Source organism: Streptomyces sp. NPDC033966, from assembly GCF_055575955.1.
Genome location: NZ_JBVIRQ010000002.1, coordinates 507496 through 533316 on the forward strand (window position 1 = coordinate 507496; position 25821 = coordinate 533316).

Annotated in this window: 20 protein-coding genes; 9 read left to right on the top strand and 11 right to left on the bottom strand. The window is 73.2% G+C overall.

Annotated elements, in window-relative coordinates:
• Positions 1-66: 66 nt before the first annotated feature.
• Positions 67-2541, top strand: a complete 2475-nt coding sequence (locus tag ACZ518_RS07770; RefSeq protein ID WP_469112110.1) for a helicase associated domain-containing protein — start codon at positions 67-69, stop codon at positions 2539-2541.
• A gap of 37 nt (positions 2542-2578) precedes the next feature.
• Here ACZ518_RS07770 and ACZ518_RS07775 read toward each other — a convergent pair whose 3' ends face one another.
• A complete protein-coding gene (locus ACZ518_RS07775) occupies positions 2579-3970 on the bottom strand; it encodes a glutamate decarboxylase (protein WP_469112111.1) in 1392 nt (463 codons plus the stop codon).
• A 298-nt stretch (positions 3971-4268) separates the two neighbouring features.
• Between ACZ518_RS07775 and melC1 the strand changes: the two genes are divergently transcribed.
• Both melC1 and melC2 read left to right on the top strand, forming a co-directional pair.
• The gene (gene melC1, locus ACZ518_RS07780) at positions 4269-4661 is read left to right on the top strand and encodes an apotyrosinase chaperone MelC1 (protein WP_469112112.1); all 393 of its coding nucleotides are present in this window, start codon (positions 4269-4271) and stop codon (positions 4659-4661) included.
• A complete protein-coding gene (gene melC2, locus ACZ518_RS07785; RefSeq protein ID WP_469112113.1) occupies positions 4661-5506 on the top strand; it encodes a tyrosinase MelC2 in 846 nt (281 codons plus the stop codon). The genes melC1 and melC2 overlap by 1 nt, the downstream gene beginning before the upstream one ends.
• On the opposite strand, the gene ACZ518_RS07790 is transcribed toward melC2, so the two are convergent.
• Positions 5464-6162, bottom strand: a complete 699-nt coding sequence (locus ACZ518_RS07790) for a response regulator (protein ID WP_469112114.1) — start codon at positions 6160-6162, stop codon at positions 5464-5466. The two genes, melC2 and ACZ518_RS07790, sit on opposite strands and share 43 nt — an antisense overlap.
• On the bottom strand, positions 6159-7757 hold the full coding sequence (locus ACZ518_RS07795; RefSeq protein ID WP_469112115.1) for a sensor histidine kinase: 1599 nt from the start codon (positions 7755-7757) through the stop codon (positions 6159-6161). The genes ACZ518_RS07790 and ACZ518_RS07795 overlap by 4 nt, the downstream gene beginning before the upstream one ends.
• 107 nt (positions 7758-7864) lie before the next feature.
• Here ACZ518_RS07795 and ACZ518_RS07800 point away from each other — a divergent pair, with 107 nt between their 5' ends.
• Both ACZ518_RS07800 and ACZ518_RS07805 read left to right on the top strand, forming a co-directional pair.
• On the top strand, positions 7865-9241 hold the full coding sequence (locus ACZ518_RS07800; RefSeq protein WP_469112116.1) for a cation:dicarboxylate symporter family transporter: 1377 nt from the start codon (positions 7865-7867) through the stop codon (positions 9239-9241).
• A gap of 291 nt (positions 9242-9532) precedes the next feature.
• Entirely contained in the window at positions 9533-11302 is a 1770-nt protein-coding gene (locus ACZ518_RS07805) for a S8 family serine peptidase (protein WP_469112346.1), read from the top strand.
• A gap of 86 nt (positions 11303-11388) precedes the next feature.
• Here the strand turns inward: ACZ518_RS07805 and ACZ518_RS07810 are convergent, their stop codons facing one another.
• Positions 11389-11799, bottom strand: a complete 411-nt coding sequence (locus ACZ518_RS07810) for a nuclear transport factor 2 family protein (protein ID WP_469112117.1) — start codon at positions 11797-11799, stop codon at positions 11389-11391.
• Between the two features lie 207 nt (positions 11800-12006).
• On the opposite strand from ACZ518_RS07810, the gene ACZ518_RS07815 reads away from it, so the two are divergent.
• A complete protein-coding gene (locus tag ACZ518_RS07815) occupies positions 12007-15204 on the top strand; it encodes a cytochrome P450 (protein ID WP_469112118.1) in 3198 nt (1065 codons plus the stop codon).
• Between the two features lie 121 nt (positions 15205-15325).
• Here the strand turns inward: ACZ518_RS07815 and ACZ518_RS07820 are convergent, their stop codons facing one another.
• Genes ACZ518_RS07820 through ACZ518_RS07830 form a run of 3 tightly spaced genes read right to left on the bottom strand, consistent with a single transcriptional unit; the run spans position 15326 to position 17729 of the window.
• Complete coding sequence (locus ACZ518_RS07820; protein ID WP_469112119.1) at positions 15326-16012, bottom strand: (2Fe-2S)-binding protein; 687 nt, start codon at positions 16010-16012, stop codon at positions 15326-15328.
• 12 nt (positions 16013-16024) lie between these two features.
• Entirely contained in the window at positions 16025-16873 is an 849-nt protein-coding gene (locus tag ACZ518_RS07825; protein ID WP_469112120.1) for an alpha/beta fold hydrolase, read from the bottom strand.
• A gap of 46 nt (positions 16874-16919) precedes the next feature.
• Positions 16920-17729 (bottom strand): alpha/beta fold hydrolase, encoded by an 810-nt coding sequence (locus ACZ518_RS07830; protein WP_469112121.1) that lies wholly within the window; start codon positions 17727-17729, stop codon positions 16920-16922.
• Between the two features lie 140 nt (positions 17730-17869).
• Between ACZ518_RS07830 and ACZ518_RS07835 the strand changes: the two genes are divergently transcribed.
• Positions 17870-18556 carry a GNAT family N-acetyltransferase gene (locus ACZ518_RS07835; protein WP_469112122.1) on the top strand — a complete coding sequence of 229 codons (687 nt, stop codon included), beginning with the start codon at positions 17870-17872 and terminating at the stop codon, positions 18554-18556.
• A gap of 52 nt (positions 18557-18608) precedes the next feature.
• Here ACZ518_RS07835 and ACZ518_RS07840 read toward each other — a convergent pair whose 3' ends face one another.
• The 3 genes from ACZ518_RS07840 to ACZ518_RS07850 form a co-directional block, all read right to left on the bottom strand.
• Positions 18609-19634 carry a TolB family protein gene (locus ACZ518_RS07840; RefSeq protein WP_469112123.1) on the bottom strand — a complete coding sequence of 342 codons (1026 nt, stop codon included), beginning with the start codon at positions 19632-19634 and terminating at the stop codon, positions 18609-18611.
• 206 nt (positions 19635-19840) lie between these two features.
• On the bottom strand, positions 19841-21133 hold the full coding sequence (locus tag ACZ518_RS07845; RefSeq protein WP_469112124.1) for an MFS transporter: 1293 nt from the start codon (positions 21131-21133) through the stop codon (positions 19841-19843).
• A gap of 2 nt (positions 21134-21135) precedes the next feature.
• The gene (locus ACZ518_RS07850; RefSeq protein ID WP_469112125.1) at positions 21136-22017 is read right to left on the bottom strand and encodes an alkaline phosphatase family protein; all 882 of its coding nucleotides are present in this window, start codon (positions 22015-22017) and stop codon (positions 21136-21138) included.
• 274 nt (positions 22018-22291) lie between these two features.
• Here ACZ518_RS07850 and ACZ518_RS07855 point away from each other — a divergent pair, with 274 nt between their 5' ends.
• Entirely contained in the window at positions 22292-23743 is a 1452-nt protein-coding gene (locus ACZ518_RS07855) for an alpha/beta hydrolase (protein ID WP_469112126.1), read from the top strand.
• Here the strand turns inward: ACZ518_RS07855 and ACZ518_RS07860 are convergent.
• Positions 23721-25175 (bottom strand): carboxylesterase/lipase family protein, encoded by a 1455-nt coding sequence (locus ACZ518_RS07860; RefSeq protein WP_469112127.1) that lies wholly within the window; start codon positions 25173-25175, stop codon positions 23721-23723. The two genes, ACZ518_RS07855 and ACZ518_RS07860, sit on opposite strands and share 23 nt — an antisense overlap.
• 300 nt (positions 25176-25475) lie before the next feature.
• Here ACZ518_RS07860 and ACZ518_RS07865 point away from each other — a divergent pair, with 300 nt between their 5' ends.
• Entirely contained in the window at positions 25476-25763 is a 288-nt protein-coding gene (locus ACZ518_RS07865) for a chaplin (RefSeq protein WP_125603764.1), read from the top strand.
• Positions 25764-25821: the final 58 nt, after the last annotated feature.

A 25821-nucleotide genomic window follows, 5' to 3' on the forward strand; every position in this document is an offset into this window, starting at 1 on the left:
CTCAGAATCCGGGCAAGATAGGGGCTGGAGCGGAACGAGCAGATCAACGCGGGTGAGGTGAGGTGTATGGCGAGGCCGGAGCTGCGCCCTCATCAGCGCGAGGCCGTCGACGCCGTCGTGCGCGCGCTCCAGCTGCCGGCCACCGGCCGGGTGCCCGAGCGGGGCCTGCGGACCCAGGTGATCATGGCGACCGGGTCCGGCAAGTCCCTGGTCGCCGTGCGCTCGGCCGAGGAGCTGCGGGCGGGCCGGGTGCTGGTGCTGGTGCCCTCCCTCGACCTGCTCGTGCAGACCGTCGCCGCCTGGCGGGAGGGGGGCCGCACGGGCCGGGCCCTCGCGGTGTGCTCGCTGCGCGGCGAGGACGTGGGGGTGCCCACCACGACCGCTCCGGGGCAGCTGGCCCGGTGGGGGTCGCGGCCGGTGGAGCGGGTGACGGTGTTCGCCACGTACGCCTCGCTGGGCCTGGGGACCATCGAGGGGGCGCACCTGGCGGGGCTGCCGTCCTGGGACCTGGTCGTGGTCGACGAGGCGCACCGCACCTCGGGCAGGATCGGCAAGCCCTGGGCGGTGGTGCACGACAACGCCCGGATCCCCTCCGTGCGGCGGCTGTACATGACGGCCACGCCCCGGGTGTGGCGCGACGGCGAGGACAGCGAGGAGGCCGAGGAGCCGGAGGAGGAGGCCGGGTCGGGGGCGGGGGCGTACGCGGCGGAGACGGCCGGCGGCGCGGAGCCGCGGGGCCGCGGCGAGCTCGTCGCGTCCATGGAGGACGATCCCCAGGGGCCGTTCGGCGCCCGCTGCTACACCCTGTCGCTGTCGGAGGCCATCGACCGGGGCATCTGCGCCCCGTACCGGGTGGTGTGCGTGGATGTCAGCGACCCCGGGTTCCAGTCGGCGGTGCTGCTGGGCGCCGACGGCCGCTCGGACCGGGTGCGCGGGATGCGGATCGCGGCGCTCCAGGCGGCTCTGGTGAAGGCCGCGGCGGACCAGGGCTTCAGGCGGACTCTGGTGTTCCATCACCTGACCAAGGAGGCCGAGGCGTTCGCGGCGGGGCTTCCGGCGGTCGCGGCCCGGATGCGGGTGACGAGCCGGGCGGCGCTGCCGGTGTATCCGCGCACGGTCTGGGCGGACTGGCTGTGCGGGCAGCACACGGCGGCGCACCGGCGGCGGGTGCTGGAGGCGTTCGCCGCGGACCGGGTCGCGGACAAGGCGTTCCTGGGCAGCGTGCGGGTGCTGGGCGAGGGGGTGGACACCAAGGAGTGCGACTCCGTCTTCTGGGCGGACGTACGCGGTTCCATGCCGGACCTGGTGCAGGCGGTGGGCCGGGCGCTGCGGATGCGGCCGGGCGAGGGCAAGGTGGCCTCCCTGGTGGTGCCGGTGCTGCTGGGGCCCGGGGAGTCCCCGGAGTCGATGCTGACGTCACGGGCGTACGGGGACCTCGCGCGGCTGCTGGAGGCGCTGAGGGCGCACGACTCCAGGCTGGTGGAGGCCCTGGCCCAGCCGCAGGCGCCGAGCGCGGCGGCGAAGGCCCCGGCGGCGGCCGGGACCGGCACGGGCCCCGGGGCGGGCGCCCGGGCGCTGCTGAGCTTCTCCGTGCCGCGGGATCCGGCGCTGCTGGCGGCCTTCATCCGGCTGCGCGTGCTCAACCCGGAGCACACGCAGTGGCGGCGGGGCGCGGAGGCGGCCCGGGTCTACGCGGCGTCGGCCGGGGACCTGAAGGTGCCGTTCGCGTTCCGGGTGCCGGAGGGCCGGGCCGAGTGGCCGGCGGCGCTGGCGGGTTTCCCGCTCGGCCAGTGGATCGCGGACGCGCGGCGCACGTACCGCAGGGGTGCGCTGGGCCGGGAGCGGGCCCGTGAGCTGGAGGAACTCGGCATGGTGTGGAGCCATTTCGACGTGGCCTTCGAGGAGGGGCTCGTGGCGGCCCGCGCCTGGGCCGCCGCGCACGGGCACCTGCTGCCGCCGGTGGAGGCGACCTGGCACGGGATGCCGGTCGGGGTGTGGATGAAGAACAACCGGGCCGCCGCCCGGCGGGAGGGGCCGGGTGCGCTGCCGCAGGAGCGCCGGGAGGCCCTGGAGGAGATCGACGCGTCCTGGTGCCCGGCGTGGGACATCGGCTGGCAGCGGGCGTTCCGGCTGACCCGCGCCCACCTGGACGCGGGCGGTGCGGTGCCGCTCGGCCCGGGCTCGGTCGTGGTCCAGGGCGAGGACCTGGGGCTGTGGGTGCGGAGCCAGCGGCTGGGGTGGGACCGGCTGGCCTGGGCGCAGCGCTGGCTGCTGGAGCACGGGCTGGGGCTGTCGCCGGCCACGGAGGCGGAGCGCCCGCCCCCGCGCCGGAGCCATGCCGCCGCCTGGGCGGGGCACCTGGAGGCCGCCCGGCGCTTCCACGCCCGCGAGGGGCACCTGCGGGTGCCGCGCACGCACGTGGAGCCGGTCGGCGGGCAGGAGGTGCGGCTGGGCGCGTGGATCGCGAACCAGCGCTCCCGGGCGGCGAAGCTGGCCCCGGAGCGGGTGGCCGCGCTGACGGCCCTGGGGATGCGCTGGTAGGCGTCGGTGTGAGGCCGTGGGGCCGTGGGGCCGCCGGTCAGTGGTGGAAGCCGGACCGGGGTGCGGCGGCGGGGACGGGCTGCGGCGCGGCGGTGAGGTGTTCCACGGCCCGGCGCAGGTCGTCGACGAGCAGGGCGGTCTGGTCGCGGGTCACCCCGTGCCGGATCAGCACGCGCTGGACGACGGTGTCCTGCCGGTCCGCGGGCAGCGGGTACGAGGGCACCTGCCAGCCGCGCATCCGCAGCCGGTCGGAGAGGTCGTAGAGGCTGAAGCCGGCTCCGGCCGGGTCGGTGAGGGTGTAGGAGACGGCGGGCAGGGCGCCCTGGCCGTCGTAGAGCAGGGTGAAGGGCCCCATGCCCTCGATCTCGGCGGCCAGGTAGCGGGCGGTGTCGGCACAGGCCTGCTGGACGCGCCGGTAGCCGCCGCGGCCCAGGCGCAGGAAGAGGTAGTACTGGGCGATGACCTCCCCGCCGGGGCGGGAGAAGTTGAGGGCGAAGGTGGGCATGTCGCCGCCCAGGTAGTCCACGTCGAAGACGAGCCGGGCGGGGAGCAGGTCGGCGGTGCGCCAGACGATCCAGCCCACGCCGAGGGGGGCGAGCCCGTACTTGTGCCCCGAGGTGTTGACGGAGGCCACGCGCGGCAGCCGGAAGTCCCAGACCGTGTCGGGGTGGAGGAAGGGGGCGACGAAGCCCCCGCTGGCGGCGTCCACGTGGACGGGTACGTCCCAGCCGTGCTCGGCCTGGATCCGGTCGAGGGCGGCGGCGATCTCGGCGACGGGCTCGTAGTCGCAGGTGTAGGTGACGCCGAGGATGGCGACGACCCCGATGGTGTTCTCGTCGACGTACGCGGCGAGCTGGTGGGGGCGCAGGCCGGTGGCGCCGGGTTCCAGGGGGACCTGGCGCAGCTCGACGTCGAAGTAGCGGGCGAACTTCTCCCAGCAGACCTGGACCGGGCCGCACACCAGGTTGGGCCGGTCCGCCGGTCTGCCCTCGGCGCGGCGGCGCTCGCGCCAGCGCCATTTGAGGGCGAGGCCGCCGAGCATGGCCGCCTCGCTGGAGCCGGTGGTGGAGCAGCCGGTGCCGACGTGGCCGGGCGGGGCGTTCCAGAGGTCGGCCAGGATGTTGACGCAGCGGGCCTCGATCTCGGCGGTCTGCGGGTATTCGTCCTTGTCGATCATGTTCTTGTCGAGGCACTCGTTCATCAGGCGGTGCACGGCGTCGTCCGACCAGGTGGTGCAGAAGGTGGCCAGGTTCTGGGCGGCGTTGCCGTCGAGGAGCAGCTCGTTGTGCAGGAGCGAGTAGACGACCTCGGAGGGCGAGTGGTCATCGGGGATCCGGAACTTCGGGAGGATCTGGCCGCTCAGGGCGGACGTGAACACGTCCGTCCCGTCGTCCCGGGCGTGCGTGTCCTTCGTCTGATGAAGAGCCATATCCGGACTATAGGGGCAAACTGCAACACATATCGGCTTCGGAAACCCTCGAAAACCGGTCGCGCGGGGCGGATTCCGGCGCGGCTTCCGGCCGAGTCCCGGGTGTGACCCCCTCCATAGGACCCCCCGCCCGGCCGAAAAAATTACCGTCGAGTAGTATTTCTTCCGCAGATCTTCCCGTCCGGGCCACTGGAGCCGGTCCGGACGGGAAGATCGTCCAAATGGTTCTACGTAGAACTTATCCGCCGATGTCCGGATAGCGGTCAACTGTCGTACAGGCCCTGATAGTTCTTCCGCCATGAACAAGATCACCCGTCGGCAGGCCTTGGGCACCACTGCCGGCGCACTCACCGTCCTCGGCATCGCGGGCGCCACCGCGCACGCCGCCGCCACCGACTCCCGTGCCGCCACCACCCCGGCCGGCACCGTCGACGAGGTGTACCAGGGCCGCCGCATCCAGATATCCCCCGCCACCGGCGGCGGTCACCACGGCGGCCACCACGGCGGCGCCGGGATACCGACCGTCCGCATAGACGGCCGCGAGCTGCACGTCATGCGCAACGCCGACGGCACCTGGATCAGCGTCGTCAACCACTACGAGACCTTCACCGACCCCACCACGCTGGCCCGGGCCGCCGTGCGCGAGCTCCAGGGCGCCCAGCTCGCCCCGATGCAGATGGGCGGCATGTGATGACCGTGCGCAAGAACCAGGCCACGCTGACCGCCGAGGAGAAGCGCGCCTTCACCAACGCGCTGCTCGAACTGAAGCGCACCGGCCGCTACGACCGCTTCGTCACCACCCACAACGGCTTCATCATGAGCGACACCGACTCGGGCGACCGGGTGGGCCACCGCTCCCCCTCGTTCCTCCCCTGGCACCGCCGCTTTCTGCTGGAATTCGAAGCGGCTCTTCAGTCGGTGGACAAGAACGTCTCGCTCCCGTACTGGGACTGGACCGCCGACCGCACCGCCCGCTCCTCCCTCTGGGCCGCCGACTTCCTCGGCGGCACCGGCCGCGCCCGCGACGGGCAGGTCATGGACGGTCCCTTCGCCTACGCGACGGGCAAGTGGGAGATAGCGGTCCGCGTGGACGGCCGCTCCTACCTGCGCCGCGCACTCGGCGAGGGCGTCGCCCAGCTGCCGACGCGGGCCGAGGTGGACGCCGTACTGGCCATGCCGGTCTACGACATGGCCCCCTGGAACAGCTCCTCGAACGGCTTCCGCAACAACCTGGAGGGCTGGCGCGGCGCCAACCTCCACAACCGGGTGCACGTGTGGGTCGGCGGCCAGATGGGCACCGGCGTCTCCCCCAACGACCCGGTCTTCTGGATGCACCACGCCTTCGTGGACAAGCTGTGGGCGGACTGGCAGGCGAAGAACCCGAACTCCACCTACCTGCCCGCCGCCGGCACCCCGAACGTGGTCGACCTGCGCGACACGATGCGGCCGTGGAACGACGTGACCCCCGCGGACATGCTCGACCACCGCAAGTTCTACACGTTCGACACCGAGCCGGCCGCCACCAGCCAGCGGTAGTGCAGTTCGGGGCGGCCGACCTGGCCGTACCGGGGCGTGCGGTCCGCGCGCCCGGTGTCCACCAGGTGCTCCAGGTACCGGCGGGCGGTGATCCGCGAGATCCCGGCCGCCTCGGCCGCCCCCGCGGCGGTCAGCCCCTCGGGCGCCGCCCGCAGCAGCGCCGCGACCCGGTCCAGGGTCGGGGCGCTGAGCCCTTTGGGCAGCTGGGCCGAGACGGGCGCGCGCAGCGCGGCGAGCGCCCGGTCCACGTCGTCCTGGCCCGCCGCCTCGCCGGCGGACGCGCGGAACTCGGCGTAGCGCAGCAGCCGTTCGCGCAGGGTGGGGAAGGCGAAGGGCTTGAGCACGTACTGCACCACGCCCAGCGACACGCTCTCGCGGACCATGGCCAGGTCCCGCGCCGAGGTCACCGCGATCACGTCGGCGGGATGCCCGGCCGCCCGCAGTCCGCGCGCGAAGCGCAGCCCGTGGCCGTCGGGCAGGGTGAGGTCGAGCAGCAGCAGGTCGACGGGGGTGCGCTCCAGCACCCGGGCGGCCTCGGCCAGCGAGTGGACGGCCGCCACGGCCGTGAAGCCGGGCACCCGGCCGACGTAGAGCGCGTGCGCGTCGGCGGCGACGGGGTCGTCCTCGACGACGAGGACCCGCACGGGCCCGCTCATCCCGCACCGCCTGCGAGCGGGAGGCGCGCGGTGAACGCCGCTCCGCCTCCCGGGGCGTCGCCGGCCTCCACCGAGCCGCCGTGCCGGTGGGCCACCTGACGGACCAGGGCCAGGCCCAGGCCCCGCCCCTCCCCCTTGCCCGACCAGCCCCGCCGGAAGACGTCCGCCCCCTCCGGCAGCCCGGGCCCGTTGTCCGCGACCCGCAGCAGCAGCCCGGCCGCGTCCCGGCGCACGGTGACGGTGATCCGCCCGCCCGGCACCCCCGTCAGGGCGTCGAGGGCGTTGTCGACGAGGTTGCCGAGCAGCGTGACCAGGTCCCGGGCCGGCGGCACCCCCGGCCCCGCCTCGATCGCCCCGCACTCCGGGGTGACGACCAGCTCGATGCCGCGCTCGTGGGCCTGCGCGGCCTTGCCGAGCAGCAGGGCGACCAGCACGGGCTCGCCCACGGCGGCGACGACCTCGTCGGTCAGGGCCTGGGCCAGCTCCAGTTCGGCGGTGGCGAACTCCACCGCCTCCTCGCTGCGGCCCAGTTCGATCAGGGAGACCACGGTGTGGAGCCGGTTGGCCGCCTCGTGGGCCTGGGAGCGCAGGGCCTGCGTGAACCCGCGCTCGTGGTCCAGTTCCCCGGCCAGGGCCTGGAGTTCGGTGTGGTCCCGCAGGGTGACCACGGTGCCGCGGCGGCCGCCGCCGGCCACCGGCGAGCTGTTGACGACGAGGACCCGCTCCGCGCTCAGGTGCACCTCGTCCACCCTGGGCCGGTCGGCGAGCAGCGCCCCGGTGAGCGGTGCGGGCAGGCCCAGGTCGGCGACGCCGCTGCCGGTGACCTCCCCGCGCAGGCCGAGCAGCTCGCGGCCCGCGTCGTTGATGAGGGTGATCCTGCGGTGGCCGTCGAGCAGCAGCAGCCCTTCCCGGACCCCGTGCAGGGCCGCCTGGTGGTAGTCGTACATCCGGCTCAGCCCGGCGGCGTCCATGCCGTGGGTGTGGCGGCGCAGCCGGGCGTTGACCACGTACGTACCCACCGCGCCGAGGGCCAGCGCCCCGGCGGCCACCCAGGCGAGGGCCGTGAGCTGCTCCGCGAGGCGGGCGCTGATGGCCCGGACGGTGATCCCCGCGCTGACCAGGCCGACGACGGAGCCGTCCGCGTCCCGGAGCGGGGTGACCACGCGGATGGAGGGGCCGAGGGTGCCGGTGTAGGTCTCGCTGAAGGTGCCGCCGCGCAGGGCCGGGGCGGTGTTGCCGAGGAAGCGCTCGCCGATGCGGCGCGGGTCGGGGTGGGTCCAGCGCCTCCCGTCCGGGGCCATGATCGTCACGAAGTCCACCCCGGAGTCGGTGCGCACCCGCTCCGCGTAGGGCTGGAGCGCGGCGGAGGGGTCGGCTCCGGGTGCCCCGGCGCGCACGGCCTCGCGTACGGAGGGCGAGTCCGCGACGGCCCGGGCCACCGCTCCGGCCTGCCGCCGGGCCGCGTCCTCGGCCTGGTCGCGGGCGGTGGCGTACGCGAAGACCGCGCAGCCGGCGACGACGAGCGCGACCAGCAGGACCTGCATGGCGAAGAGCTGGCCGGCGAGGCTGCGGGGCGGCCGGGGAAAGCGGAGCATGGCGCTCAGTGTGCACCGGGCCGTGAACTCAATGAACGCAAGGGTGACCGGGGTCACAGCGTGGGCGATGGTCTCCCGGAACCACTTCACCACCCAGGAGCCGCGACATGGCCGCCAGACGCGACAGAACCCACTACCTCTACATCGCGGTGATCGCCGCGGTACTGCTCGGCATCGCCGTCGGCTTCGCCGCACCCGGCGTGGCCGTGGAGCTCAAGCCGCTGGGCACCGGCTTCGTGAACCTCATCAAGATGATGATCTCGCCCGTGATCTTCTGCACGATCGTGCTGGGGATCGGCTCGGTCCGCAAGGCCGCCAAGGTCGGCGCGGTGGGCGGGCTGGCCCTCGGGTACTTCATGGTGATGTCCACGGTGGCGCTGGCCATCGGGCTGCTGGTGGGGAACCTGCTGGAGCCGGGCAGCGGACTGCACCTGACCGAGGCCGCGGCACGGGCCGGCGAGGCGCAGGCCAAGGCGGGCGGGGCGGAGAGCACCCAGGAGTTCCTGCTGGGGATCATCCCGACCACCCTGGTCTCCGCCTTCACCGGGGGCGAGGTGCTGCAGACCCTGCTGGTGGCGCTGCTGTGCGGGTTCGCGCTCCAGGCGATGGGCCCGTCGGGCGAGCCGGTGCTGCGCGGGATCGGACACGTGCAGAAGCTGGTGTTCCGCGTGCTGGCGATGATCATGTGGGCGGCGCCCGTCGGCGCCTTCGGGGCGATCGCGGCCGTGGTCGGTGCCACCGGGATCGACGCGCTGAAGTCCCTGGCGGTCATCATGATCGGCTTCTACACGACCTGCCTGCTCTTCGTCTTCGTGGTGCTGGGCACCCTGCTGCGGGTCTGCACGGGTGTCAGCGTCTTCGCGCTGCTGCGCTACCTGGGCCGGGAGTTCCTGCTGATCCTGTCGACCTCCTCGTCCGAGTCGGCGCTGCCGCGGCTGATCGCGAAGATGGAACACCTGGGCGTCTCCCGCCCGGTCACCGGCATCACCGTGCCGACGGGCTACTCGTTCAACCTGGACGGGACCGCCATCTACCTGACCATGTCCTCGCTGTTCGTCGCGGAGGCGATGGGAAAGCCCCTGGCCCTGGGCGAGCAGATCTCGCTGCTGCTCTTCATGATCGTCGCCTCCAAGGGCGCGGCCGGGGTCACCGGCGCCGGTCTCGCCACCCTGGCCGGCGGCCTCCAGTCCCACCGGCCCGAACTGGTCGACGGGGTGGGCATGATCGTCGGCATCGACCGCTTCATGAGCGAGGCGCGGGCGCTGACGAACTTCGCGGGCAACGCCGTGGCCACCGTCCTGATCGGGACGTGGACGAAGGAGTTCGACCGCGAGCGGGCCGCCGAAGTCCTCGCCGGGCGGCTGCCCTTCGACGAGACCACGCTGGTGGACGACGGCCACGGCACACCCGCCGAACCCGCCCCGCCCGCCCCGCCGGCCGTGCCCGGTCCGGCGGCCGGCCCCAAGGACGGTGTGCCGGCCTGAGCCTCCGGGCCCGCGCACCCGCGGGAGCCGGCCGGGCAGGACTCGCCCCCACGGTGTCCAGCCCGGCCGGTTCACGCCTCAAAGGCCGACGAACAGTGGCGAACCGCCATTTTCAGCCATGTGATCTTCAACTCTGCTGCGCTAAAAGGTACTTCCCTCAGGGGCGGCACGTCTGACATCTTGCGTCCACCACTCGTTTCGTACGGCCCGGTAGGTGCCACCAGCACCGCCGGGCCGTCTTCGGAGGACGCATTGATACCCCACATATCCAGCCGACCTCGACGTGCGATGGTGCTGGCGGCCGCTCTCGGCGCCGCCCTCACCTTCGGAGCTCCCGCCGCGCTCGCCGGCACCGCTCCCGTCGGTCCCTCCGGCTCCCCGGCCTCCGCCCCGGCGGCGGCCCCCAAGGCTGCGGCCCCGGCTTCCCAGAGTGCGACCTGGGCCGCCGGCACCCGCGCCTACCTCGTGATCACCGCTCCCGGTGACAGCTCGGCGGTGCGCTCGGCCGTCACCGCCAACGGCGGCACGGTCTTCGCGTCCTACGACGCGATCGGCGTGATCGTCGCCCACTCGGCCTCCGGCACCTTCGCCACGACGATGCGCGGGGTCAGCGGGGTCCAGAAGGTCGGCGCCACCCGTACCTCGGACGTCCCGGCCGACGCCTACAACCCGGCGCTGCCCGCCAACCCGGCCCAGTCGACGACCCCGACCGGCGAGCCGGTCCGCGCCGACATGAGCCAGATCAAGGCGGACCAGGCCTGGGCCGTCAACGCCGGTTCCGCCTCCGTCAAGGTCGGCGTCCTCGACACCGGTGTGGACGACCAGCACCAGGACCTGGCGCCGAACTTCAACGCCGCGGACTCGGTCTCCTGCGCCTACGGCAAGGCCGACACCCGCGCCGGCGCCTGGCGCGACGTCGACACCCACGGCACCCACGTGGCGGGCACCATCGCCGCCGCGAAGAACGGCAAGGGCGTCATCGGCGTCGCCCCGAACGTGAAGATCTCGGCCGTCCGCGTGGCCGAGCCGGGCAACTCGTTCTTCTTCGCCGAGAACACCATCTGCGGGTTCGTCTGGGCCGGTGACCACGGCTTCAAGGTCACCAACAACAGCTACTACACCGACCCGTGGCAGTTCAACTGCCCGGACAACGTGGACCAGGCCGCCATCATCGAGGGCGTCACCCGCGCCCAGGCGTACGCCGAGGGCAAGGGCTCGCTGCAGATCGCCGCGGCGGGCAACGAGAACTACGACCTCGCCCACAAGACGACCGACACGGCGAGCCCGAACGACTCGACCCCGGTCACCCGCACCATCACCAACGCCTGCCTCGACATCCCGACCGAACTGCCGGGCGTGGTCACGGTCGCGGCGAACGGCACCGGCACCACCAAGGCCTCCTTCTCCAACTTCGGCCAGGGCGTCATCGACGTCGCGGCCCCGGGCCAGGACGTCTACTCCACGCTGCCCGGCGGAAAGTACGGCTCCAAGAGCGGCACCTCGATGGCCACCCCGCACGTGGCGGGCGTCGCCGCGCTGATGGCCAGCGCCGACCCGTCGCTGACCCCGGCGCAGATCCGCGACCGGCTGGCCACCCAGGCCAACGACATCCCCTGCCCGTCGGACAGCCGCTGCACCGGCACCACGGCCAACAACGCCTTCTTCGGCGAGGGCCAGGTCGACGCGCTGAAGGCGGTCGGCGGCTCCACGCCCCCGGCCGGCAAGTACTTCGAGAACACCGCGGACTTCGCCATCGGCGACAACACCACGGTCGAGAGCCCCATCACCGTCACCGGCGTGACCGGCAACGCCCCGGCCACCCTCAAGGTCGGCGTGAACATCGCGCACACCTACATCGGTGACCTGAAGGTCGACCTGGTCGCGCCCGACGGCACCGTCTACACGGTCCACAACCGGGCCGGCGGCAGCACGGACAACATCAGCCAGACCTACACCGTCAACGCCTCCTCCGAGGTCGCGAACGGCACCTGGAAGCTCCGTGTGAACGACAACGCGGGCGGCGACACCGGCAAGATCGACGCCTGGAACCTCACCTTCTAGGACCGGTTCACGATTGGCAGGCAATTGCCGGCAGAGCGCAACGGCCGGAGAGGGACTCCCTCTCCGGCCGTTGCCGTTCCCGCGGCTCAGGCCGCGAAGGCCTGCGCCGCCGCATGGGTGTCGTCGTAGAGGTGGTACCGGTTGATCTGACCATCGGAAACCGTCAGGTGCAGCGCGAACGCCGTCTCGAAGGGCCGGCCGGTCGTCCGCGCCACGGAAGTGATCCGGGCCAGCAGGACCGCCTCGGCACCGTCGCACAGCAGGTGGTACGCGGTGAAGCTGCGCCCGTCGAGTTCCTTGCCCATCAGCGCCAGGAAGTCGGCGAACTCCGCGCGCGTCGAGCGCAGTCCGCTCCACGGCACGTGTGCCGCACCCGGAATGCGGAAGTCGACCTTTTCCGCGAAGACCGCGGCCGCGCCCGCCATGTCACCGCCGCGATAGCGGTTCAGGAACTCCTCGATGGTCGCACGGGTATTCTCGGATTCATTCGCCGTCACGTCTCGTCCTTTCCGACGGGCTGGATGCATTCCATAATGGCCGACGCACACCGCGGCCGAACGCCCGATGACAAGAAGCTGCCAGCTGCAGACAATGTCGGACAGCCGTGCTTCCCGACCCTGCTAGCTTCCGGAGGAGCGACAGGGATTCCATCAAAGGGGGCGTTTTATCAATGCGTTCCCTCAGCAGGGGAGACGACGACGGAAATGGCGAATCTGCCAGTGGACATACCTGTGATCCAGAGCGTGCTGAGCGAGGCGGCCCACGGCCCCACCCGCCACATGATGGCCCTCGCCAGACAGGCCGAGGCTCCGCTCTTCATCCTCCGCCACCAGGGCGAGGACCGCCTGGTCGCGGTCGGCGTCGACCTCGTGGCCGAGCTCTCCGACGACACCCGCTTCGGCAAGCACCTCTACCCCGTGCTGGAGCAGATGCGCCACATAGCGGGGGACGGCCTGTTCACCGCGTACAACGAAGAGCCCAACTGGCAGTCGGCACACGACATCCTGCTGCCCGCCTTCGGACTCGGCCAGATGCGCGGCTACCACGGGACCATGCTCGCCATGGCCGACCGGCTCATCACCAAATGGGACGGGTGCACGGGCGGCGAGCAGGTCGACGTCCTGGCGGACATGACCCGGCTGGCCATGGACACCATCGGGCTGTGCGGCTTCGGCTACGAGTTCGGCTCCTTCGAGCGGCCCGAGCTGCACCCGGTCATCACCACGCTGCTGCGCGCCATGGTGCACGCCCGCAAAATGGACAACCGCGAACCGGGCACCGGCCATCTGTACGAGGCCGAGGACGCCCAGTACGCCGAGGACACCGCGTTCCTGGCCCGGCACGTGGACGAGGTGATCCGCGCCCGGCTGGACGCCGGGGACAGCAGCGCCGACGACCTGCTCGGCCTGATGCTCAACGCCCCGCACGCGGCGACCGGTGAGCGGATGGACCCGCAGAACATCCGCAATCAGGTGATCACGTTCCTGATCGCCGGACACGAGACCACGGCCAGCCTGCTGACGTTCGCGCTGCACAACCTGGTCAAGAACCCCGACGTCTGGGCCAGGGCCAAGTCCGAGGTGGACGCTCTCTGGGGCGACCAGCCCGATCCCCGGCCCGGCTTCGACGAAGTGGGGCGGCTGCGCTACGTCCGGCAGGTCCTCGACGAGTCGCTGCGGCTGTGGCCGATCGCGCCGATGTTCAGCCGCGTGGCGTACGAGGACACCGTTCTCGGCGGCGCGTACCCGCTCAAGAAGGGGCAGGCGGTGCGGGTGCTCATCCCCATGCTGCACCGCGACCCGGTGTGGGGGGACGACCCCGAGTCCTTCGACCCGGACCGGTTCTCACCGGAACGCTCGGAGCAGCGGCCCGTCCACGCGTTCAAGCCGTTCGGTACCGGAGTCCGTGCCTGCCTGGGCCGCCAGTTCTCCATGCACGAGGCGACGCTCGTCCTCGGACTGCTGCTGCACCGCTACGACTTCTCCGGACACGAGGACTACCGGCTCGCCGTCCAGCAGATCCTCACGTTCAAGCCCGACGGGTTCACGCTGCGGCTCCGGCGGCGCACGGCCGCCGACCGCGCACGGCCCGCCCCCGCCGGAGCGGCGGTCGGCGCGGACGGCGGGGTCCGGCAGGGCGGCGTCCCGCAGGAGCGGGCGGCCGCCGGCCGGGCACGGCCGGGCACCGCACTGACCGTCCTCCACGGCTCGAACCTCGGCACCTGCCGGACCATCGCACGCCGGCTCGCCGACGAGGGCGCCGAACTCGGCTTCACCAGCAGCGTCGGACCGCTGGACGACCGTGTCGCGGCGCTGCCCAAGGACGGGCCGGTCCTGCTGGTGACGGCCTCGTACAACGGCCGCCCGACGGACGACGCCGCGCGCTTCGTCGCCTGGCTGGAACAGGGCGCGGCGGAGGGCGGCGGGTTGTCGGGAACCGAGTACGCGGTGCTCGGCGTCGGCGACCGGAACTGGCCCGAGACCTACCAGCGGATCCCGGCGCTGATCGACACCGGGCTCGCCGGGGCCGGGGCCACCCGGCTCCTGCCGCGCGCCGAGGCCGACGCCGCCGGCGATCTGCCCCGCACGGTCGACGACTGGGCCGAGCAGCTGTGGCGGACCCTGCTCGAACGCCACGGCGACCCCGACGTCACCGGCAGCACGGGCGAGGACGCCCACGCGTCCGCGTACGAGGTACGGCTGCTCTCGGGCGGTGCGACCTCCGCCCTGGAGGCGCGGCACGAGGTCGTCCCGATGACGGTGCTGCACAATGCGGAACTCGTCGACGCCTCCCATCCGCTCCGCCGCTCCAAGCGTCATCTGCGCATCGCCCTGCCCGACGGGGCCGTCTACCGGACCGGCGACCACCTGATGGTGCTGCCGGAGAATCCGCCGCACCGTGTGGAGAGGGCCGCCGGGCTGCTGCGGGTCGATCCCGGCCGGCTCGTGGACATCCGCCCCCGGCCGGGAGCCCGGCTCCGGCTCCCGGTCGACCGGCCGGTGACGGTACGCCGGCTCCTCACGCACTTCGTGGAGCTGGCGGACGTCGCCACCGCGGCCCAGGTCGCCGCGGTGGCCGCGCACCACCCGTGTCCCCCGGGGCGCGCCGCACTGGAGGCGCTGGTGAGCGGGGACCGGGCGGCGGAGCGGTTCGCAGCCGAGATCACCGGGCCCCGGCGCACACTGTTCGACCTGCTGGCCGCCCACCCCGAGTCGGAGGTGCCGTTGGGCACCCTGCTCGGGCTGCTGCCCGAACGGCGGCCCCGCTACTACTCGATCTCCTCCTCGGCCGCGGCCCTGCCGGGAGTCGCGGACCTGATGGTCGCGGTGCCGGCCGACCGGGAGGGAGTGGCCTCGGCGCACCTGGCCGGGCTGCGGCCCGGGGACCAGGTCCTGGCCCGGGTGCAGCCGTGCCGGGAGGCGTTCCGCGCCTCGGACGGGACCCCGCTGATCATGGTGGGGGCGGGCACCGGGCTGGCGCCGTTCCGGGGGTTCATCGCCGACCGGATGCACCTGCTCGGCCGGGGCGCGGTGCTGCCGCCCGCACTGTGCTACTTCGGATGCGACCACCCGGACCTGGACTACCTGCACCGTGCGGAGCTGGCCGGGGCCGAGGAGGCGGGCGCGGTGTCGATGCGTCCGGCGTTCTCGCTCGCCCCGGTGGACGGCGCGGTCCACGTGCAGCACCGCATCACCGCGGAGGGGGACGAAGTGTGGTCGCTGCTGGGGCGCGGGGCGCACGTGCGCGTCTGCGGTAACGGCTCGGCCCTGGCTCCGGCCGTCAGGGAGGCGTTCCGCGGACTGCACCGGCTCCACACCGGCGGCGACGAGGCCGGGGCGGCGCGCTGGCTGTCCGGGCTGATGGCCGAGGGCCGGTACGTCGAGGACGTCTGCACGGGCTGAGCGGCACCCGCTGACCGGCCGACCCGCTGAGCGGCCGACCGGGCGGAGGGGCGTCCGCCCCGGACGCAACGTGGCAGGGCCCTCGGGGAAAGGTACGTCCGCTCCCCGGCGGCCCTTCGCGTCACCGGGTGCGCAGCACGCAGTCCCCGCAGAGTCCGCCGCCCGGCACCCGGTAGTAGAGGCAGCAGCTGCGCCGTACGAAGGCCACGCCCAGGCCCGGTTCGTGGATGAAGGAGCCGGTGCCGGCCAGCGCCCCGCCGTCGGCGAGGAGGCTCCCCGCCAGCTCCGCCGCGGCTGCGCCCTCGTCGGCCGGGACCCGGTCGAGCAGCACGCGCAGGGCGCCGACCAGCCCGGAGGCGGCGTTGCCGCGCAGTACCTTGGCGGAGACCCCGTACCGCTCCCGCAGGGCGGCGCCCAGCGGCCCGAGGTTCCCGAGGACGCTCTCCCCGAGGGCCTCGGCGGGCAGGTCCGCGGCCGGCTCGGGCAGCCAGAGCTCCAGCGAGCCCGCCGCGGGCATCCTCCACCACACCCGGCCGGGGTCCAGGTCCGGCAGCCGCCCGGACAGGGCGGCGCAGCCGAGACCCAGAGACCACAGCCGGGAGGCGAGCCCGAACTGGGCGGTGGAGGCCGCGACCCGCCCCGGGCCGCTCCGGATCCGGCGGCCCACCTCCTCGACGTAGGGGCCCAGCCGCTCCCCGTAGAGCTCCGCGAGCGGCCGGAATCCCGGCCCGGGCGGTTCGGCTCCGCAGGGGACGGAGAAGAAGGGCCCGACGGCGGCCAGCCGGCGCAGTACGTCGTCCATGTCCATGCCCGGATGATCTCAGGCGGGGTCTTCGGCTTCGCCGGCGAGCCAGCCGAGCATCGCGGGGGTGGCGTCGAAGTGGCCGCCATGGCCCGCGCCGGCCTGTCGCCGCAGCGTCGCCGCCGGTATGCGCGCGGCCAGCCACTCACCGTGCGCGGGCGGGACGAGGGTGTCCAGGTCGCCGTGCCAGAGCCGCACCGGGACCCTGATGGCCGCCGGGTCGAACCCCCACCCGGTGCCGAAGAGCGCCACGACGTCGTCCACCCAGCCGTCCAGCCCCGGACGGACCGCTTCGGCGAAGGCCGCGCCCAGCATGGCGCTGACGTCCGGCCGGGACAGGACGGCCTGTTCGACCTCCGGCAGCGGCGGCAGTCCGGCCGTCCCGACGTTCGCGAGGTGCTCCATGACGGCGGGCCGCCCGGCCAGGGCGGCGGCGGCGCTGCGCCGGTTCCCCTCGTTCATGCCGGCGGTCCAGTCCAGCCCGGCCGCGTCGCGCGGCGCCAGGCTCGCCAGCACGCCCACCCGCGTGACACGGCCGGGGTGCAGGGCGGCGAACGCCAGGGCGTGCGGGCCGCCCCCGGAGACCCCGAACACCGCGAAGCGGTCCAGGCCCAGCGCGTCGGCGATGGCCGCCACGTCGGCGGCGGCATCGGCGACCCGGCGCCCCTCGACCGGGGTGGAGCACCCGAACCCGGGCCGGTCGTAGGTGATCAGCCGGACGCCGAGCTCCCGGAACAGGGAATCGTCGGGGTGGCGAGCGAGCCGGCTCATCGGGCTGCCGTGCAGATAGAGGACCGGTACCCCCTCGGGTACCCCCCACTCCTCCACTGCCAGCGTCCGGCCGTTGTCCATGATCACTTCGCGCATGGCGGCCAAGCTAGCCGCAGCCCCGGCGCACGGCCAGGGCGTTCATTCACGGCAGAACGGCGAGGAACTCCAGCAGGGCCCGGTTGAAGGCCTCCGGCCGCTCCACGCCCGGCAGGTGCCCGGCCCCGTCGATCACGGTGAGCCGGGCGTGCGGGGCGAGCGCGCACATCGCCTCGGCCTCGGCGACCGGGGTGTAGGCGTCGTCCGCGCCGACCAGCACCAGGCAGGGCACCTCCTCGGGCAGGGCGGCGAGCACGGGCCGGTAGTCGGGCCGCTCGGCCCGCCCGCGCAGGGCCGCCGCCGCTCCCCGCGGGTCGGTGGCGCACATCATGGCCGTGACCCGGGCGGCGGCCTCCGGCTGGCCGGTGACGTTGTAGGGCGCCAGCATCTTGTCAATGACCTCTTCGGTATACGGACGCATACCCTCCGCGAGGAGCCGTTCGGCGAGCTTCCGGCGGAACTCCTTGCCGTCCTCGGTCTCGGGAACGGGGGAGGTGTCGGAGAGCACGAGGGCCCTCACCAGACCCGGGTGGCGCAACCGGAGCTCGAGCGCGATCTGCCCGCCCATGGAAACTCCTCCGACGACCGCCCGTTCGATTCCCAGGCGGCGGAGCAGAGCAGCCAGGTCGTCGGCGAAGTCCGCGAGCAGGGTCCGCTCCCCCACCGCCGGGTTCTCTCCGTATCCTCGCAGGTCAGGGGCTATGACCCGGTAGCCGGCCGCGGTCAGCGCCGCCGCCTGGGCCGCCCACATGGAGCGGTTGAACGGGTGTCCGTGGACCAGTAGGACGGCCTCCGCCCCCCGGGGACCGAAGTCATCCGAAAACGATGCCGCGCCATTGCCAAATTGGGGGTTCATGAGAGGACTTTAAGGGGCTACATTGAGCCACTCGCGTTCACCTGACAGCCCGTTGCCTTTCACCCGCGTTTTGCGCGGGGGGTGACGTCAGGAGCGCACACTGTGCAACCACCCCACCGCCCAGAAGGACCGAAGGCTCCGTGCCCGTACCCGTACTCCTCGCCGGCCGCTCCGTGCGGCTCGAGCCCCTCGCCCCCCACCACACCGAGGCCCTGGCCGTGGCCGGGGCCGAGGATCGTACGACTTACGCCTTCACTCCCGTGCCGCACGGGTTGCAGGCGTCCCACGAGTACATCGACCGTGCCCTCGCCGATCAGGCAGCGGGTCGATCGCTTGCGTTCGCCGTCGTCAGAGCCACTGACGGTCGGGTGGTCGGTTCGACCCGGTTCCTGGAACTCGACTACTGGCAGGGTCCGCTGGTGTGGCCCGCCGTCCCCGGGGTCCCCTTCGGTGATCCGGCGACCGCGATCCCCGATGCCGCCGAGATCGGCAACACCTGGCTGTCCCCGGGCGCCCAGGGAACCGGCATCAACACCGAGGCGAAGCTGCTCATGCTGCGCCACGCCTTCGAGACCTGGGGCGTGCGGCGGATCTCGCTGCGCGCGGACGCCCGCAACGGGCGTTCCCGTGCCGCGATGGAACGTCTCGGCTTCACCTGCGAGGGGGTCCGCCGGGCCCATTCGCGGGGGCTGGACGGGGCGGTGCGCAGCACGGCCTTCTATTCGATCCTCGACGAGGAGTGGCCCACCGTCCGCTCGGTCATCGAACTGCGGCTCTCCAGCGCCGCCCCGCGCCGCCGCCGGCGCCGGACGCTGATCCCGGCGTAACGGTCCTGCTGCGCCCGCGTCCCGGCCCTCGTCCCGCCCCTCCCCCGGTGATTCAGCCGAGGAAGGCCGGGGCGAGGGCCGAGTCCGCCAGCCGGGCGGGGGCGCCGCCGCCGTCGGCGGGCAGGGTGTAGAGGTCGGCTCCGAAGTCGCCCGGCAGGGAGTAGACGAGGGTCCGGTCGTCACGCCACACCACCTGGTCGTCCACGCTGCGTTCCTCGGCGAGCGGGGTCTCCCGCATCGAGGCCAGGTCCAGCACGTACAGCCGCCACGGCGCCTCGGCGGGCAGGCCGGCCACCCGCTTCTTGAACACCAGCCGCGTCCCGTCGGGGGACAGCGAGGGGCACTCCAGGTTCTCGCGGAGCGTGGTGACCGTCCGCGCGGCCAGGTCGCCGCGGACCAGGTAGGTCTTGCCGCCGGTGGCGAGGGTCGCGTAGAAGGCCTTCTCGTCGGCGGTGAACGTCACGCCCCAGAAGTTCACGTCGGCGTTGCGGTACTCCTTGCCGTCCTTGAGGACCGTGAAGTCCTCCAGGGAGGCGTCGAGCTTCCCGGTGCGCAGGTCGAGGAGCGAGGTGCGGGTGGAGAAGTCCGTGCCGGCGTACGAGTCCCCGCCGACGAAGACGGTCCACGCGGCGAGGTGCCCGCCGGGCGAGACCCGGGCGCGGGTGGGGATCCCTGCGAGCGGGTGCGCCGACACCTCCTTGAGCCCGGCGTCGAGGACCACGGCCCGGTAGCTCTCCTGCACGCCTCCCTTGTCGGCCTGGAGGCAGATCCCGGTGCCGGCCGCGGCGTGGAAGCGCAGGCAGCTGACGCCGGAGGCGGTACGGGGACCCGCGGGTGCGCCGTCCGGGACGGTGGCGAGCTCGTCGCGGTGCGGGCCCCAGGCCATGTTCCGGAAGACCATCCGGCTGCCGCCGCCCGGGGCCAGGGAGACCTCCCCCCGGGTGACCTGCGGCCCTCCGGCGCGGGCCTGGTCCTTCTCGGCGGCGCGCGAGGAGGCCCGCACGACGGCGAACACCCCGACCGCGGCGAGCAGCAGGACGGAGGTGACCAGGATCAGGATCCGGCGCTGGAGGGTCATGGGGGCCTTTCGGGGAAGGGGGATCAGGCCTAGGGGGTGTCCGCGAAGTGGCGCCGTCCGCCCGGAGGGCGGGTCCCGCGGTGTCCGGTGCGTGCTCTCGGCGTGCCGGGCGGAAGCCCTCGTACTGGACGTACTCGGGATTTCGCCCGGTGCGGCGAGAGCGCGTGCCGGGCGTCGCGGGACAGGCGCCACTTCGCGGACACCCCCTAGGGGGCGGCGGCGGGCCGCAGCCACAGGCATCCGGCGAGGGCCGCCGCGAGCAGGACGGCGGCCGCGGCGAGGGCGGGCCGGGCGCCCCAGAGGGTCCAGGCGGCGCCGAAGCCGAGGGAGGCCGCGAACCGGGCGAGGGCCTGGCCGGTCTGGACGAGGGCGAGCCCGCTGCCCCGGTGCTCCTCGGGGACGGCTCCGGCGGCCTCGGCCATGAGCACGCCGTCGGTCGCGGCGTAGAAACCGCCGTGCAGCAGGAGCACCGCGTACGGCAGCGCCGGGTGCTGCGCGCCGGTGAGCAGCAGGGCGTACACGGCGAGCAGCGCGAGGTGGCCGCCGAGGAAGACGGCGCGGCGGCCGACGCGGTCGGCGAGCCGGCCCAGTGGCAGGGCCAGCAGGAAGAAGGCGGCGGCGGTTCCCAGCGGGAGGAGCGCGAACCAGCGGTCGGCGATCCCGGCGGCCCGTTGCAGCAGCAGGAAGACGAAGGCGTCGCTGACGGTGCACAGGCCCAGCAGCAGGGCGCACAGGCCGGTCCGGCGCAGGTCGCGGACGCGGAGCAGGCCGAGGGCGCCGCGCAGGGACACGGGGGCGGCGCCGGCGGCGGGAATGGTGCGGCGGCCGGGTACGAAGAGCACGAGCACCAGGACACCGAGCGCGGCCACGCAGGCGCTGACGGTGAAGACGGCGTCATAGCCGTCGGCGGCGCCGCGCAGGATCAGGAAGGCGAGGACCGGTCCGATCAGTGCGCCGGCGGTGTCCATGGCGCGGTGGACGCCGAAGGCCCGGCCGCGTTCGGCGGGGTCGGCGGCCAGGGAGATCAGCGCGTCGCGGGGGGCGGTGCGCAGTCCCTTGCCGGTGCGGTCGAGGGCGAGGACTGCGCCGATGGCGGGCAGGGTGTGGGCGAGCAGCAGCAGCGGCTTGCACAGGGCGGAGAGGCCGTAGCCGATCCCGGCGAGGGCCTTGTGGCGGCCGAGGCGGTCGCCGAGGTGGCCGCCGGTGAGCCGGACCAGGGCGCTGACGCCGTTGTAGAGGCCGTCGAGCAGGCCGAAGCCGAGGGGGCTGAGTCCGAGTCCGGCGACGAGGTAGAGCGGGAGCACGGCCGTGACCATCTCGGAGGAGACGTCGGTGATCAGGGAGACCGTGCCGAGGGCGAGGACCGTGGGGGCGAGGGCGGCGCGCCGCCCCGGGGTGGGGGTCCCCCCAGCGGTAGCTGGGGGAGTGCCCGGGGCGGCGGCCTGCGTCTCGGGGGCCACGGCGGGCGCGGGGGTACCGCGACTGTCCGCGACGTACATGGTCAGGAGGTCCAGATCCCCGTGATGTCCTTGGCGGTGGCGGCGTTCCCGGCGTGGGTGGTCAGCCCGGCCAGGCCCTCCAGGGTCCGCAGCATGTCGTAGTGGTTGTAGGTGGTGGCGGAGGTGGAGCCGGGGGTGACGGGCTGGCCGTAGAGCACGGTCGGGATCTTGTTGCCGGCGAGCCGGTTGTCCTCGTCGAAGGTGACGACGAGGAGGCTGTTGTGGGTCTTGGCCCAGTCCGCGTAGGACTTGAGCTTGTTCTTGAGCCAGGTGTCGCCGGTGCCGACCGAGCAGTCGTGCATGTCGTTGCACAGGTCGGGGACGACGAAGGACACCTTGGGGAGGGTGGTGAAGTCGGTGGGGAACTGCGCCATCGTCTTCGCCGTGCTGGTGGGCACGTTGGAGAAGGCGAACCAGGGGTTGTGCTTGCGGGCGTACTTGCCGCTGGAGCAGGTGGTGGAGCCCTGGCTGGGCAGGCCCTCGTTGTAGCTGCCCCAGCTCTTGCCGGCGGCTATCAGCTCGGAGGCGAGGTTGGGGGCGGAGCTGAAGCCGGGGGTGTAGCAGCTGTCGCCGGTGACGCCCTGGTTGGAGCCGGAGAACAGCTGGAGGTAGTTGGGCTGGCTGGGGTGGGTGATGCCGTAGGAGTTGGTGAGGTTGGCGCCCCCGGCCTTCAGGGAGTTGATGTAGGGGGCGCTGGAGCTGCCGATGACCTGGTTGTAGGCGTGGTTCTCGAACACCACGACGACGGTGTGGTCGGGGGCGGGGAGGCCTGCGGCGTGCGCGGGCTGGGCCGTGCCGATGCCGGCCCAGAGGGCGGCTCCGGCGGCGGTGGCGCCGAAGGCGGCGGCGAGGGCGGTCTTGCGGCGAGGTCGTGAAATGGTCATGCCAAACACGGGGACATACCTCCGGGCGTGGGGGATGGTGCGGGGGTCTCGGGCGGCGGCGCGGACGCACCATACCCACCGGCATGTGCATGAGCCAGGGATGCTTGGATAACGGGAAGGGAACACCGGGGGCACCGTGGGTGACGGGTAATGACCTTCCCCACGGAATCCCAAGAGAAGTAAAAATGAGGAACCCAGCAGCGCTTTCGTTCATCATTCGAACGGAAGCACACCATCCCCAGACGGGGCAGCAACAGCCGGAGAGCCACCGCAGATGTCGTACGAACCCGACGGCCAGGACCAGCCGCCGCACCGGCCGGACGGGCAGCAGCCCGGCCGGCAGCAAGGCCGACAGCAGGGCCCGCCGCAGTACGCGCCCCAGGGCGGCCGGCCCCAGCAGCCGGCCGGCCGCGCCCCGCAGGGAGCCGGCCCGTACGGCGGCCCGCCGCAGGGCCGGCCGCAGCCGCCCCGACCGCCGCAGGGCCAGGACCAGTACCGCTCCGGCGGCTTCGACGAGCCCACGCAGGCCCAGCCCCGCTACGAGCGCCCGGACTACGAGCCGCCCCGCTTCGAGCAGCAGCGTCCCGGCCAGGGGTACCAGCCGGGCCCCGGCCAGCCCCCGTACGAGCAGCCGCAGTTCGGCTACTCCGAGCCGCCCTACGGTGAGGAGCCGCGCCGCAAGTCCAAGGTGAAGCGCTGGATCGTCGCGGGCGTCGCGGTCCTGGCCCTCGGCGGCATCGCGGCGGGCACGATGGCCTACTTCGAGATACCCCCCTTCACCGACAAGGGCAAGGACGTCTCCTTCGGCGGGTCCACCGGCGACAAGAACGGCGCGCCGGCCAAGCAGGCGCCCAACTCGAAGATGTCGATGCCCACCGGCCCGAAGACCGACTTCAAGAACACCTCGACCCTGAGCGACGGCACGCAGATCGGCGTGGCCACCATCACCGGCAAGAAGTCCGGCTTCTCGGGCAAGGTCTGGGTGTGGGCGCCCAAGGAGTACAACGACCCGAAGTTCGCCAAGAGCGGCTTCCCGGTCATGATCGCCCTGCCCGGCGGCGCCGGCTACCCGGGCAACTACTGGATGGGCACCGACCTGGGCCTCCAGACGAGCATCAGCAAGTGGTACCACGAGGGCAAGGGCAAGCCCTTCATCCTCGCCATGCCGGTGCTCAACCCGGGACCGGACGACAAGGGCATCTACTGGGACGGCTCCGACATCCCCGGCCAGCCCAAGATGGGCACCTGGCTGACCGAGGACGTCCCGGACCTGATGCGGGAGAACTTCCGCACCGTCAAGTCCCGTGACGGCTGGGCCTTCATGGGCTCCTCCACCGGCGGCTTCGCCGGCCTGAAGGCCGTGCTGAAGCACCCGGACAAGTTCAAGGCCGTGATCGCCTCCGGCCCGGACATCGTCCCGGACTCCTCCCTGTGGAAGGGCTACGACAAGGAGAAGGCCGAGAACAACCCGGAGCTCCTCGCCAAGCAGCTCATCGACAAGAAGGGCCCGGACGTCTACCTGGCCTTCCAGGTCGGCGACAACGAGAGCAACAAGAAGACGCTGCCGGACGTGCAGAAGTTCGTCCAGACGTACACCAAGGGCCCCATCCACACCAGCCTGAGGGTGATCCCCGGCGGCCAGCACAACGCCAAGACCTACGTCCCGAACATGGGGCTGGGGCCGATGGAGTTCATCAGCAAGGTCATGGAAGGACCAGTGGAGTAACAGCCTCCGCGCCCCGCACTGCCTCCGGCTCCGGCCCGTCGAAGAACTTCGGCGGGCCGTTGCCGTCCCAGGGCGCCCAGCCGGGATCCCCGGTGGCGGCGAAGCGGACCCAGGCTCCGTGCATCTCGTCGGCCAGTGCCTGCGGGGCGTCCGGGCCGGCCAGCCAGGTGGACTCCGGCACCCCCAGGGTGTCGAAGACGAACCCCAGTTCCAGGGCGTGGCAGGCACCCAGGCCCGGTACGCCGCTGGGCCAGCGGAACTCGTAGAGGTGGCTCGGGGCCGGGCGCGGCGCCCCGGCGATCCTGCGCAGCGGGTCGCGCAGCAGCCGGTCGGTGATCAGGTGCCCGGCGAGGTCGGCCGGGGAGGCACCGGGCAGCGCGGCGCGCAGCGCCCGTACGGCCGCCCGGTCCTTGCCGCCGCGCAGCCGGCCCAGGGCCACGGCCGCCGGCCCGATACGGTCCAGCAGCCGCGCGCCCCCGGTCGGCGCGAGCCACAGCCGGTGCTCCTCGGCGGTCCAGCCCAGCAGCAGCGGCACCTTGGAGGCGGTGGCCGCCTCCAGCGGGTCCGCGGGCAGCGAGTCCGGGTCGGTGACCAGCCCGAAGGCGGGACCGCCGAGCACCGGGGAGGAGCGCCGCAGCACCGCCGCCTGGGCGGCGAGCAGCGCGGGCAGACCCACCCCCGCGAAGGCCCGCGCGGTGGCCGGCACCTTCAGGAGCGAGGCCATCCGCCGCACCATGGTCCGCACCCCGTCGCGCGGCAGCGCCTCGGGGGCACCGCTCTGCAGGACGGCCCGGGAGAAGAGGCCCTCGGCGCGGGGTGCGCCGAGCAGGGCGCCGACGCTGATGGCGCCGGCGGACTCGCCGAAGACGGTGACCCGGGCGGGGTCGCCGCCGAAGGCCGCGATGTTGTCCCGCACCCATGCGAGGGCGGCGATCTGGTCGAGCAGGCCCCGATTGGCGGGCGCGTCGGGGAAGAGCCCGTAACCGAGCACGCCGAGCCGGAAGTTGACCGAGACGAGCACGACCCCGTCGCGGGCGAACGCCGAGCCGTCGTAGACGGGGACCGCCGAGGAGCCCCGGGTGTGGGCGCCTCCGTGCAGCCACACCATGACGGGCAGGCCGGCCCCGGGAGCCGGGTGCGGGGTCCAGACGTTCAGGTTCAGGCAGTTCGCACCGGGGACCTTCGGATCGGGCAGCAGGGCGGCGAAGGCCGGCGGGTAGGGCACCTTGGGCGCGGTGGGCCCGAACGCCCCGGCGTCGCGTACGCCGTCCCAGGCGGCCGGGGGGCGGGGAGCGTCGAACCGTCGGGCGCCGACGGGCGCGGCGGCGTAGGGGATCCCCCGGAAGACGGCGATGCCGTCACCCTCCCAGCGGCCCTCCACGACGCCGTGTCCGGTACCGGCCCTGGGCCGTCCGCCGCCCGCTGCGCTCATCCGTGCTCTCCTCACCGGGGTGTCCTCCCGGGCACCGTCGCACAGGCGTCCACGGCCTGACAAGGCACGATCGGGTCGCGCGGAACGGATCGCGGCGGGCCGGGAGTGTCGCTTGTGCGGCCGGGAAGCAGCCGGGAAACGGCCGCGAAACGGTCACTCCGGTGCGGTCGCACTCCGGCTCTGTCCGTTTTCGTGTCACCCGGTAGCCGAACGGACCGTGACCACTCGGCTCCCGCCGCGTTGTACGCCATGTCACGCGCCGCAGGAATGCGGCGCCCCACATCTCATGAGGAGATCTTGATGTCGCGTATCGCGAAGGCATTCGCCATCACCGCTGTGGCGGGCACCGCCGTGGCCGCGGGTGCGGGTCTGGCTGTCGCCGATGCCGGAGCGCACGGTGCGGCGGTCGGCTCCCCCGGTGTCGGGTCCGGCAACGTGGTGCAGGTCCCGGTCCACATCCCGGTCAACGTCTGCGGCAACACCGTCAACGTGATCGCCCTGCTGAACCCGGCCTTCGGCAACACCTGCGTCAACGCCTCCGGTGGCGGCGACAAGCACCACACCGAGGGCGGCAGCTACGGCGAGTGATCATCTCGCCCGCCTGACCGGCTGAAGGGCCCCCGCCGTGCGGCGGGGGCCCTTTCCG

Excerpts from the sequence above, each read along its gene's own strand:
- ACZ518_RS07840 (WP_469112123.1), bottom strand. The coding sequence starts at position 19,634 with ATGACCCTCCAGCGCCGGATCCTGATCCTGGTCACCTCCGTCCTGCTG.
- ACZ518_RS07830 (WP_469112121.1), bottom strand. The coding sequence starts at position 17,729 with ATGAACCCCCAATTTGGCAATGGCGCGGCATCGTTTTCGGATGACTTC.
- ACZ518_RS07855 (WP_469112126.1), top strand. The coding sequence starts at position 22,292 with ATGTCGTACGAACCCGACGGCCAGGACCAGCCGCCGCACCGGCCGGAC.
- ACZ518_RS07865 (WP_125603764.1), top strand. The coding sequence starts at position 25,476 with ATGTCGCGTATCGCGAAGGCATTCGCCATCACCGCTGTGGCGGGCACC.
- ACZ518_RS07800 (WP_469112116.1), top strand. The coding sequence starts at position 7,865 with ATGGCCGCCAGACGCGACAGAACCCACTACCTCTACATCGCGGTGATC.
- ACZ518_RS07775 (WP_469112111.1), bottom strand. The coding sequence starts at position 3,970 with ATGGCTCTTCATCAGACGAAGGACACGCACGCCCGGGACGACGGGACG.
- ACZ518_RS07795 (WP_469112115.1), bottom strand. The coding sequence starts at position 7,757 with ATGCTCCGCTTTCCCCGGCCGCCCCGCAGCCTCGCCGGCCAGCTCTTC.
- ACZ518_RS07815 (WP_469112118.1), top strand. The coding sequence starts at position 12,007 with ATGGCGAATCTGCCAGTGGACATACCTGTGATCCAGAGCGTGCTGAGC.
- ACZ518_RS07845 (WP_469112124.1), bottom strand. The coding sequence starts at position 21,133 with ATGTACGTCGCGGACAGTCGCGGTACCCCCGCGCCCGCCGTGGCCCCC.
- ACZ518_RS07790 (WP_469112114.1), bottom strand. The coding sequence starts at position 6,162 with ATGAGCGGGCCCGTGCGGGTCCTCGTCGTCGAGGACGACCCCGTCGCC.
- melC2 (WP_469112113.1), top strand. The coding sequence starts at position 4,661 with ATGACCGTGCGCAAGAACCAGGCCACGCTGACCGCCGAGGAGAAGCGC.
- ACZ518_RS07820 (WP_469112119.1), bottom strand. The coding sequence starts at position 16,012 with ATGGACATGGACGACGTACTGCGCCGGCTGGCCGCCGTCGGGCCCTTC.
- ACZ518_RS07825 (WP_469112120.1), bottom strand. The coding sequence starts at position 16,873 with ATGCGCGAAGTGATCATGGACAACGGCCGGACGCTGGCAGTGGAGGAG.
- ACZ518_RS07770 (WP_469112110.1), top strand. The coding sequence starts at position 67 with ATGGCGAGGCCGGAGCTGCGCCCTCATCAGCGCGAGGCCGTCGACGCC.
- ACZ518_RS07850 (WP_469112125.1), bottom strand. The coding sequence starts at position 22,017 with ATGACCATTTCACGACCTCGCCGCAAGACCGCCCTCGCCGCCGCCTTC.
- melC1 (WP_469112112.1), top strand. The coding sequence starts at position 4,269 with ATGAACAAGATCACCCGTCGGCAGGCCTTGGGCACCACTGCCGGCGCA.
- ACZ518_RS07860 (WP_469112127.1), bottom strand. The coding sequence starts at position 25,175 with ATGAGCGCAGCGGGCGGCGGACGGCCCAGGGCCGGTACCGGACACGGC.